Below are 1195 nucleotides of genomic sequence, written 5' to 3' on the forward strand. Positions count from 1 at the left end.
CCCGGTCGCGCCGGCGACCGGGACGAGTCGCCGTCCGGCCGGTCGACCCGTGCGTGGTCGGCGGTGGACGGTGACGGGCGCCGGAGCGGGTCCCGCCGTCGCGAGGACAAGGAACCCGGGTGGCGGGCACCGTGGGAACGTGACGACTGACCACCGGTCGGTTTCGTGCGAGAAGAGGACTGATGACGACCCCTGACCACATCCCCGCGGCAGACGCCCGGTCGGTGTCCGCCGGCCGGGTGTTCGATGCCGAGCGCGCCGAGTCGGCGGTCCGGGAACTGCTGATCGCCGTGGGCGAGGACCCGGATCGCGAGGGCCTCCAGGACACCCCGGCGCGCGTCGCACGGGCGTACCGGGAGGTGTTCGCGGGGCTGTACACCGAACCCGCGGACGTGTTGTCCAGGACGTTCAACGAGGACCACCGGGAGCTGGTCCTGGTGCGGGACATCCCCATCTTCTCGACCTGCGAGCACCACCTCGTCCCGTTCCACGGGGTCGCGCACATCGGGTACATCCCGGGGCGCTCGGGTGCGGTGACCGGGCTGAGCAAACTCGCCCGGCTCGTCGACCTCTACGCCAAGCGGCCGCAGGTGCAGGAACGACTGACCAGCCAGGTCGCCGACGCCCTGGTGGACAGGCTCCAGCCCACCGGGGTCCTCGTGGTGATCGAATGCGAACACCTGTGCATGAGCATGCGCGGAATCCGTAAGCCGGGTTCCGTCACCACCACCTCCGCGGTCCGGGGCAGCATGCGGTCCAACGCCTCCACCAGGGCGGAGGCACTCGGCCTCCTGCGGGGTACGTGAGCCACCCGTTCGCCCCGACACGCCCGGCCGGGCTGCCGCGTCCGGGCCGCTGCGCGGTGATGGGCATCGTCAACGTCACGGAGGACTCCTTCTCCGACGGGGGGCGTCACCTCGCCCCGGAGGCCGCCCTCGCCCACGCCCGGCGACTGGTCTCGGAGGGGGCCGACCTCCTCGACGTCGGCGGGGAGTCCACGAGGCCGGGGGCGATCCGGGTCGACCGGACCGACGAGGCGGACCGCGTGATCCCGCTCGTCCGCTCTCTCGTGGCGGACGGGGTCACGGTCTCGGTCGACACCATGCGCGCCTCGGTCGCCGCCGAGGCCCTGGAGTCCGGCGCGGCGCTGATCAACGACGTCTCCGGAGGTCTCGCCGATCCCGGGATGCTGCCG

General features: G+C 72.7%; 2 protein-coding genes. Both read left to right on the forward strand.

Annotated elements, in window-relative coordinates; all coding sequences use genetic code 11:
* Positions 1-182: 182 nt before the first annotated feature.
* A complete protein-coding gene (gene folE, locus G6019_RS16205) occupies positions 183-806 on the forward strand; it encodes a GTP cyclohydrolase I FolE (RefSeq protein ID WP_107755671.1) in 624 nt (207 codons plus the stop codon).
* A gap of 59 nt (positions 807-865) precedes the next feature.
* The coding region (locus G6019_RS16210) for a dihydropteroate synthase (protein WP_206681840.1) at positions 866-1195 on the forward strand (330 nt) is incomplete at its 3' end.

The sequence above is a fragment of the Dietzia sp. DQ12-76 genome (assembly GCF_014145045.1).
Lineage (GTDB): Bacteria > Actinomycetota > Actinomycetes > Mycobacteriales > Mycobacteriaceae > Dietzia.

What these genes read in the sequence shown, in the direction of transcription:
- folE (WP_107755671.1), top strand. Translation starts at nt 183, where the DNA reads ATGACGACCCCTGACCACATCCCCGCGGCAGACGCCCGGTCGGTGTCC.